The sequence below is a fragment of the Methanosarcina sp. UBA5 genome, from assembly GCF_002505485.1.
Taxonomy (GTDB): domain Archaea; phylum Halobacteriota; class Methanosarcinia; order Methanosarcinales; family Methanosarcinaceae; genus Methanosarcina.
In genome coordinates, this window is sequence record NZ_DAVG01000080.1 from 191,789 (window position 1) to 201,317 (window position 9,529).

The 9,529-nt window shown below is 37.4% G+C and carries 7 protein-coding genes; 5 read left to right on the forward strand and 2 right to left on the reverse strand.

Annotated features, from left to right (window positions below):
* Positions 1-88: 88 nt before the first annotated feature.
* Together BP621_RS08755 and mfnA are read right to left on the reverse strand one after the other, a co-directional pair.
* Complete coding sequence (locus BP621_RS08755; protein ID WP_292389190.1) at positions 89-1,183, reverse strand: CBS domain-containing protein; 1,095 nt, start codon at positions 1,181-1,183, stop codon at positions 89-91.
* 564 nt (positions 1,184-1,747) lie between these two features.
* Positions 1,748-2,935, reverse strand: a complete 1,188-nt coding sequence (gene mfnA / locus BP621_RS08760; protein WP_292389191.1) for a tyrosine decarboxylase MfnA — start codon at positions 2,933-2,935, stop codon at positions 1,748-1,750.
* 2,230 nt (positions 2,936-5,165) lie between these two features.
* Here mfnA and BP621_RS08765 point away from each other — a divergent pair.
* The 5 genes from BP621_RS08765 to tnpA form a co-directional block, all read left to right on the forward strand.
* Positions 5,166-6,410, forward strand: coding sequence for an ORC1-type DNA replication protein (locus tag BP621_RS08765; RefSeq protein WP_292389193.1), 1,245 nt, complete (start codon positions 5,166-5,168; stop codon positions 6,408-6,410).
* 536 nt (positions 6,411-6,946) lie between these two features.
* On the forward strand, positions 6,947-7,507 hold the full coding sequence (locus tag BP621_RS08770; RefSeq protein WP_292389195.1) for a dephospho-CoA kinase: 561 nt from the start codon (positions 6,947-6,949) through the stop codon (positions 7,505-7,507).
* Between the two features lie 65 nt (positions 7,508-7,572).
* Entirely contained in the window at positions 7,573-8,067 is a 495-nt protein-coding gene (locus BP621_RS08775; protein ID WP_292389196.1) for an RNA-binding domain-containing protein, read from the forward strand.
* Between the two features lie 233 nt (positions 8,068-8,300).
* A complete protein-coding gene (locus tag BP621_RS08780) occupies positions 8,301-9,074 on the forward strand; it encodes a sugar phosphate isomerase/epimerase family protein (RefSeq protein ID WP_292389197.1) in 774 nt (257 codons plus the stop codon).
* A gap of 117 nt (positions 9,075-9,191) precedes the next feature.
* Positions 9,192-9,529, forward strand: a 338-nt coding sequence (gene tnpA, locus BP621_RS08785) for an IS200/IS605 family transposase (protein ID WP_292389198.1), incomplete at its 3' end; no start/stop codon positions are given.

A 9,529-nucleotide genomic window follows, 5' to 3' on the forward strand; every position in this document is an offset into this window, starting at 1 on the left:
CCCTCTTGATATATTCCGCTCAGGAATCTCCTTTAATGACTTAAAAATCTCCTTGCTTGAAAATTTCCCTAATGAGAGTATTTAGGAATTACTCTGACCTCAGTTTCAGGATCCGTACAAGATCCGTTCTTGAGAGTATCCCTACGACCGATCTGTTATCAATAACCATAACTCGTCCGATATTTTTAGACGATACAAGTCTCAGAACATCACTGGCCTGCGCATCCGGAGATACCGAGAGAACATCTCTGGTCATAATATCCGATACCTGGACCACCGGGCGTTCAACAGAAGGAATACGCTGGATATCTGTAAACGTCACAATTCCTTTCAGGCTGTCTCCTTCCATTACAGGGTAACCCATATGTCTCTTCTCAAACATGAATTTAACAAGATCTTCCACGCTCATGGAAGGACTGACTGAAACCACATTCTTGGTCATAATATCCCTGACCCGAATATTTTCGAGGGTTACCTCGGCCCGAGTAGAACGCTCTTCTTCAGATGCGCCGACATAAATAAAGAGCGCAATCAAAGGGAACCAGGGATTTCCTACGAGAATTCCGAAAATTGCCATGAGAACGGCAAAAAACTTCCCCATGGCTGCTGCACTCTGGGTAGCTTTCACATAAGACATTCTTCTCGCGTAGAAAGAGCGAAGTATTCTGCCTCCGTCCATCGGAAAAGCAGGCAGCAGGTTGAAGATCCCGAGTACAAGGTTCATAACTCCAAGAATCCAAATGATAAGGTATACCGGATTTTGAGAATGAACAGGATTAAGGGAAATGAAATTTCCATATATAAAAAGGCAGGCCAAGCCTATTACAAGGCTTGTAAGGGGTCCAGCAGAAGCCATTTTTGCCTCCTGACCAGGTTTTCTGGGTATCTCTTCCATAGCCGATACTCCCCCAAAAAGGAAGAGAGTGATGCTCTCAATCTTGACCCCGTAACGCATTGCCATATATGAATGTGCAAGTTCATGTAGAAGGATCGAAGCAAAAAGCAGAATGGCGGTCAGGACTGAAAGCGAGTATCTTGTGATAGACGGCTCAACTCCCTCAAAACCGAAAGGCTGCGGGTTGATCGCAAACACATAAGCAAATATAGGTAATATGAGAAGAAAAGTTATGTGCAGCCTTATAGGTATACCCATTACACTTCCGATTTTCACTGACGATTTCATAAAATAAATACCCCCATTTTCATTTTTATAACATTAAAATATTAAACAGATGACTAAATGTTGAGCTCATTCCAAAACTAATTTTATCCTCAGATCAATAAGAATTTCAGAACATTTTTTTCGTAATCATAAACTTATTGATTATTTCCTAATTCGAGATCTACAGAAGTAGTTTTGAGTTATAGGATAGGCTCGTTGAATATAAACTAACGCTAAATCAAGTAAAGCTGAATCTGAATTTAAAATATAAGGTCCAGACTGTCAAGAATAATACAGCTCATGGAGAATCGAAATTCGTAGCGAGTCCTGTCCATAAGTCCCGCTAGAGTTGCTTGTAAATTTCCCTAACTTTGCTCATAAACTCCCCTGATGAACCTTTCCTCATAAAGTCGTCTTGTAAGTTCCCCTGATCAAGTTGCCTTATAAATTTTTCTTCATAAAGATAACTTACCCCTTTTATTATTTGGCGGTAATATTGGCGATAATATTATACATATCTGTTTGTACGTGATTAGTACGTATTAGCAAATTAACAGGATATAGAAAAGATACTAAGAGTAAGATTTAGAGTTCTGCTGTTACTTTTATTAGATCTTGCAGGAATTCTTCTATATCACGGGCTGTGTTGTGAGGCATCAGGACCAGGCGAAGAGATCTTGGGTTGCGGGTAATTGAGACGTTCCAACCAAATTTCTTAAGAAGTTGCTCCCGTACAAGATCAGGGTTCGGAACTCTCAGGGCAACTACATTCATTACAGGCTCGATCAGAGGTCCGAAGCCGAGTTTTCGAGCTTCTTCGACCAACTTTGCGGTAAGATGCATGCAATACTGTACATTTTTTCTGTATCCTTCACGTCCCAGATACTTCATGACGGCGTAAGTGGCAGCGGCTGAAGCTCCACTGCGGGTGCCTGTAAGAGTAAACTGAGCCTTTGTTGTAAGATATGGAGTATTTACCTTAAGGGAGTCCATAAAAGAAGGAGATCTGAATAATAGGGCGCCTGAGGGGATTGTGGAAAGTCCCATCTTATGTGGATCTATTGCAATGGAGGTAACGCCTGGAACTTTGAAATCGAAAGAATATGGATTTTCAAGGAATGGAATCACAAACCCTCCGAAAGCCGCATCAATATGAAGGAAAAGTTCATTCTCAAGAGCAAGTTTTGCAAGCTCTTCGATCGGATCTACCTGGCCGAATTCCGTATTTCCTGCTATCCCTACTAGTCCGATAGTGTTTTCATCAATCAGGCTTTCCACAGATGCAATGTCCACCTTGAATTCAGAATCCAGAAGAGCTCTTTTAACCTCAATGCCCATCATATTGGCGACCTTATCAAATGAGAAGTGAGCTGACTCGGGAACAACTATATTCAGGATCTTACCTGACTTTTTCCCGCCTTCAGTTACGAGGTTTTTCATGCACCTAATAGCCTGAATATTGGATTCCGTGCCTCCTGTTGTAAGGTAACCGCAAACCGAACTCTCACAGGATTCTCCGGAAGGAGTCTTAACAGACTGAGCATGAAGAAGTTCTCCCAGCATCCTGATCACTTCTTTTTCCAGTCTGTGGGCACCTGCAAAAAGTCCCAGGTCACCCAAGTTAGCCTCAATAAATAGCCTGTGAGCCTCAACTGCAATTCTATGCGGATGAGTGCACATTGAACTCAAAACCCTATAGTAATCCGTATCTTCTGACTTTACATCTTCTAGATAGGAAAATATCTCTCTCTCAGAAAGACCCTGCTCATTCATGTGGATAAAGTAAAACTAGTTTTATTTAAAAGACTTATGGAATATAGCCGGTAAACTGCTAAGTAACTCTACTAACGAAACCTCAAAAGAAATTAATTTTAGATATGTGATTGAAAGATAAAGAAAAAGTTCCAAAAAAGATATGTAAACAGTAACAGAGCGAGGAAACATCAAGAGGATATACACTAAATAACGAAATAAAGATAGAAGAAAATAGTGGAATAAAAGTAGGAAAATAAAGATAGAAAGAAATTAGTTGAATAAAAATAGGAAAATAAAGATAGAAAGAAATTAGTTGAATAAAAATAGGAAAATATAGAAAGGAAAAATAGATCAAAGAAAAACATAAAATATAGGAAAATATGGAAAAAAGTATGCAGTAGAGGGTAAAAATAGTAGGTTGTTATATCGATTTGATATCTAAAAAATTAGTGTTAGGTTATCGTAATCATATGAATGTCTGCTTCAGAGGGAGACCCCTATATTTCGATTGGAACAATTTCCATCGGTCTAGAAGAAGCAAATTTCTAAGAACATGTAAATAATTTACGAGTCTTAAGAAAAAATTTATTTTTCTGATTTTTGTTTATTAATAATACTTTCTAAAAAACTGATTAAAATAACTGATCTTTTTAATGATAAGATATTTATACTATTAATTTTATAACAAAACAACATTATTTTGCATATAAACAAAATGAAATCTTATTTTATTTTGCGGTTTTGAATCTAAAATCCCTTTAATGGAAATCATGGGGTCCGGGGGTTATATAAACATTCCATTCGAAATACAGGGGTCTACTTTATTTTCATTCTTTTCTGCACTTTTTCTTATTTCCTTAACTTTCTTAAATCTCCTAACTTTTTGTTATTTTCGTAATTTTTTAATGAAACAAGCTCTTCCTTTCTCCTTATTTACCTCATCTTTTTCTCAATTTCCCGATGTAAATAGTTTTAAATCTAAAACTATTTTAAATTTACTGGAAGTTATAAAAACTCATTATTTACGAGCAATTCAATTTACATAATTCTAATTTTATCTTAAAATTTTTATTCTCTGATTTTATTTAATAATCTCAAAAATTTTAATAATTTGTTTCCATACGAAATGAAGGATTTAAATTCAACCTCTATTGGTTCTGGAATTTTGAATCTTTTATCTCAGATGTATTTGGTCTCATGATGCTGATTTCTATATAGAATATTTAAGGTAAAAGTCGTTTCCATTAGAAATAAACGGGTCTTTACCATAACAATTAATACGGTGTACTTCCATTGCATCTACTGCAAATATAGCTTAAACTTACTTGTTTATAAACCAATTTCACCTAAAGTTTTGACAAAAGAAAATCCAGAAAAATCCGAAATATAGATTTCATCTGGGCTTGCGAAGTATCTTAATACTTAAGACTTGCCCGCCATTTTATCAGCAATTAGTAGAAAATAAGAGTTTCAGGCATTAACTATAAGAAATATGTATCTTCTATCCCTTTCTCTTCATGAACAGGATTCATAGGGTTTTTCATAAAAGGTATAAACAATAATGAAGTAAAATCTCAGAAATCCTAAAGTATACTTTAGTTCTAGATATTGAGAACTAAGAATTTGGAATTAAAAGTTTAATCCTCTCCCCTTTCCAAATATCCCTTGCATAGAACCCCCATTGAACCCCAATTTACAACTCCCTCTAAAATTACTTGATGACCATCACAATAATTATTGAAACTACTCAATGGCTATTGTAACATCAGTCTAGAGCTTGTCAAGCAGTTATGATTACAATTACCTAAGCGTTTGAGCAGGAAAACTAAAAACCACTCTAATAAGAGAACTATAAAATGTGTCCTTAAAAAGGCAACTCTAAAAAACATAGCTCTAAAAACGTAACTCTAAAAATGTAACTCTAAAACGCAGCTCTAAAAGCACAAATATTCAATAGTTATGGATTCGGATAATTAAAATCGGCTGCAGACTGTAAAATTTCCTCCTGATTTCAGGCAGCAGTAAAACGCTTAAAATTAGTAAAACATTTAAATAAGGTAAATAGAAGGTAGTACAGAGTTTATTAACTATAATAATTAATTTATTATATATATTAATAATTTACATATTTAAGTTACTGTATAAATTAATCTAAAATATTGATTATTTGCATTATATTAATCATCCAAGTTAGAAGTATCTTAATCCCTTAAATGCTTAATATCATAATTTTTATAGAGGGTCATTCATGATAAAAGCTCAATCATTAGACGGCTTATTCGAAAAATTACTTGACGGAAAATCAATTTTCAAAAACAAAGAAGTACTTCGGCCTTCTTACACTCCTGATCTTTTGTTGCACAGAAACGAGCAAATTAACAGTCTTGCGACAATCCTGGTTTCTGCACTCCGAGGAGAGACTCCTTCCAATGTACTTATTTATGGGAAAACCGGGACAGGAAAAACCGCAGTTACTCGCTACGTTGGAAAAGAACTTGAAAGGGTGAGTGAAGACAAATCACTTTTCTGTTCGGTTGTTTATATCAATTGTGAAGTAATCGATACACAGTACCGGCTCCTTGCAAATCTTGCCAGACATTTCGAAGAAGAAGTTCCTATGACCGGGTGGCCTACTGACCAGGTCTTCATGAAATTTAAGGAGGCAATCGATTCCAGAGAGCAGGTCATTGTCATAATTCTGGACGAAATCGATAAGCTGATCAAAAAAGGTGATGATGTTCTTTATAATCTGTCGAGAATCAATACAGATCTTCGGAGAGCCAAAGTCAGTATGATCGGCGTTTCAAACGACCTGAAATTCACTGAATTTCTGGATCCCAGGGTCAAAAGCTCCCTGGGTGAAGAAGAACTGATTTTCCCTCCTTATGACGCTGAACAGATAAGTGATATCCTGAAACAAAGAGCAAAAATGGCTTACACCGTCGACGCTCTCGGTGAGATGGTAATTCCCTTATGCGCCGCTTTTGCAGCTCAGGAACACGGCGATGCAAGGCGCGCACTTGACCTCCTGCGAGTCTCAGGGGAAATTGCAGAACGGGAAAATCAGCCTCAGGTTCTTGAAGAGCACGTAAGGCGCGCTCAGGAAAAAATCGAAATTGATCGCGTGGTCGAAGTGGTAAGAACCCTTCCCACCCAGTCCAAACTTGTACTCTATAGTATCATTCTTTTGCGAAACAGGGGCAGAGAAGGTAAGAATGTCACAACTGGTGAGATGTACAATGTTTATCGCCAGCTCTGCCACCATATTGATGTGGATATTCTTACCCAGCGCAGGGTTACCGATCTCATGTCCGAACTTGATATGTTGGGTATAGTCAACGCAGTGGTTGTAAGTAAAGGCCGCTACGGTCGAACGAAAGAAATTTCCTTGAGCGTTCCAGTAGAAAGCACCCGTAAAGTACTTCTTGAGGATTACAGGCTCAAGCCCCTTGTAGATTTTAAAACTTCAGTCTTCAGCAAGATGTTTTCATAAGGATGAGATCTTTTTCATAAGAATAAAACATTTTTCATAAGGATGAGATCATCATATTCTCTATCCTAGACTTTTTGGCCCACCTGCTAACTTTTCACTTTTTCAGGGTTTCCTTGACCTTTTTTAACTTTCTTACTTCAGATTTTTTTGACTATCTCTGACCTTTCCTTAATCTCAGTTTCTTCAGTTTTTTGCGCTCTGGCTTATTTTCTATTATCCAGGTGTTAGTTTTCAGGAAATAATATATACGATCCTGTGATTTGACTAGAATCATATCGTTTCACGGTTAGTTTATGGACTACATTATCCAGCTTACTGCTTAAATTTATAATTTTAGCTTTATTCACCTTTGAAATTAGGATTCGATAATATTCAGATTTCTGTTCAAATCTAATGATTCAATAATTCAAATCCAATAATTCGCGATTAGAAAATTCACATTCAATGATTCACTATTATTCAAGTTAATAATTCAGATCTAATGGCTCAGGTTAATAGTTTAAGTTCAATAATTAAAGTTTAAAAGGTAATTTTTGATGAAGATAATAGCGTTCGTAGGCATGCCAGCATCTGGGAAGTCGGAAGCTGCTAGAATTGCTGCTCAAATGGGTATTCCCGTTATTAATATGGGTGATGTGATCCGGAAGGAAGTTTTAAGGTGCGGGCTTGAACCCAATGACTCCAATACCGGAATGGTTGCAACACAGCTTCGCAAATGCGAGGGTATGGATGCAGTCGCCATACGCTGCATTTCCCAAATCAGGGATGCTGGCTCTGATCTTGTTGTTGTGGACGGGGTGCGCGGGATTGCCGAAGTGGAATGCTTCAGGCGAGAATTCGGAGAAGGTTTTGTCCTGATTTCCATTTACGCTCCTATTGAAATCCGCTTTTCCAGAGTTCAAAAACGAGGCAGAAGCGATGATATGAATAGTATAGAAGGGCTCCACAATCGGGATGAACGAGAACTCAGCTGGGGCATGGGAAAAGCTATAGAGGCATCCAATATCGAAATTGAAAATAATTCAACTCTGGAAACTTTCAAAAAGGATGTTATTGAAGTTTTGAGCAACTACTTCGGAAAAAACCCCGCTGCGTAATTCTCTTGAATATATTTCTGAATAAAATCCGGAATAAATCATTTTTAAATTACTGGAGCAGATTTATGATACATGTTAAGGTTTCAGCAGCTGTATATCCTACAGAAGACCTGGAAAAGGTTATCAAAGCAGTTTCATCCCTTTTTACTGATATTGAACTCGAAAAGGAAGCTATTGAGGCCACAGGATCAGAAGCCACAGAATCAGAAACAGGAGTTTCTCCTTCCTTTTTTCTTTCAGGGGAAGGAGAAATTGACATTCTGCAAACCCTGCATAGGCTCATTCGCAGGGAAGAAATTATAGATAGTATTCGCAACAAAGCTTTCGGCAAAGGCTTATCCCTTGACGGGCTTTCGGTCCGCTTTTCACTTAACAAGCAGGCCGCTTTTGTTGGAATTCCCAGCGTTCCTGCACAGGAAGAATCTCTTGGATCTATTGAAGTCTTTATCAGAGCTGATTCCCAGGAAGAAATGGAAAGACTTTTTGAATGGCTTTTGCCCCTTACTGAAGACGGAAAACCTGTCATTGAGGTAGATATGGACTATGTGGAGAGGGATTGAAGGGTTTTAATACGTTAGTGCAACACACATTTATTTCTCCATAAACTTTTAATATGTTTTTAATACCTCTAATATTTTGTAAAACTGAGCTAATAAATCGTTCATTTAAACAGTTTGTTTTGATAGTCATTTAAACAGTTAATCTAAGTAGTTCATTTAAATAATTCAGTTAAATATATCTCAGTTCGCACCACAGATGTATATTGATAAATGAAAAGGAATGAATTTTCGTCATGCAATTGCACAGAATCAGCTATTCTTCGCGTGCAGTAGTTGAAGACCCTTTCAAATGGGCTTACACGCTCGAAGACTATGGGTATACAGGTTGGGAAATCGTACAGGAAGGATCTCAGTGCCTGAACAGCAAGAACATTCAGAACTTAAAAAATATTAGTGAAACCACAGGCCTCGAACTTACTCTGCACCTGCCTTTCTCGGATATGAATCTGGCAGGTCTGAATGATTCAGTCAGGGCAGAAGTCATCAGGCAGATGAAGCACTACCTGACTCTTGCCTCTAACTATGTCAGTCTGGCTGTAGTACACCCTGGCTATCTTTCTCCTTATGGCGCGCAGGTTCCACAGGAAGCCTATTTTATCAATCTTGCCTCTCTCCGGGAAATATGTGACTTTGCAGCGGATTTCGGAATCTTGATTGCTGTCGAAAATATGCCCGACCTGCCGAAGATTTTCGGAAAATATCCTGACGAGATGCTTGAGATGCTTGAATCCATTGGAAGCCATAATGTAGGTTTTACCTTTGATGTCGGACATGCCAATACTTTAGGTCTTGTTGATGAGTTTCTGGATCAGTTGGGTAATCATGTTTCCCATGTACATATCCATGATAACATGGGTAAAAAAGATGAACATCTGCCCCTTGGAAAAGGTGCAATAGATTGGAAACAAGTTATGGAAAAGCTTTCGGATTATAAAGGAATTTTCGTTACAGAGATGAGTTCTGTAGAAGAGGGAATTGAAAGTCTTGAGTTTTTAAGAAACCTATAAGATTTAGGAGCAAGTAAGGACTAATCCCCGCCATTTCAATGGTGGGATACAGCCCGTCATCTCCAACATAATAGCGTTAAATTAATATACATATGGTAACCATATGTATATATTAACATGGCAGGAAAAGAACACTGGATAAGTGCAAGAGGTTGTGTATATAACACAAATTACCATTTTGTGTGGTCTACAAAATATAGAAGAAAAGTCCTTATTGGAAAAATAGCTGAAGATTTGAAAGAGCTACATGAAAAGATAGCAAAAGAAAAAGGTGTAACTCTTGTCACTCAAGAAGTAATGCCAGACCATGTGCATCTCTTCATAATAATGCATCCGAAATTTGCACTTGCTGATATTGTGAAGATATTCAAGGGTATTACTGCAAAGAAACTCTTTGAAATGCATCCTGAACTGAAAAATAAGTTATTGAATAGTCATCTCTGGAATCCTTCTTA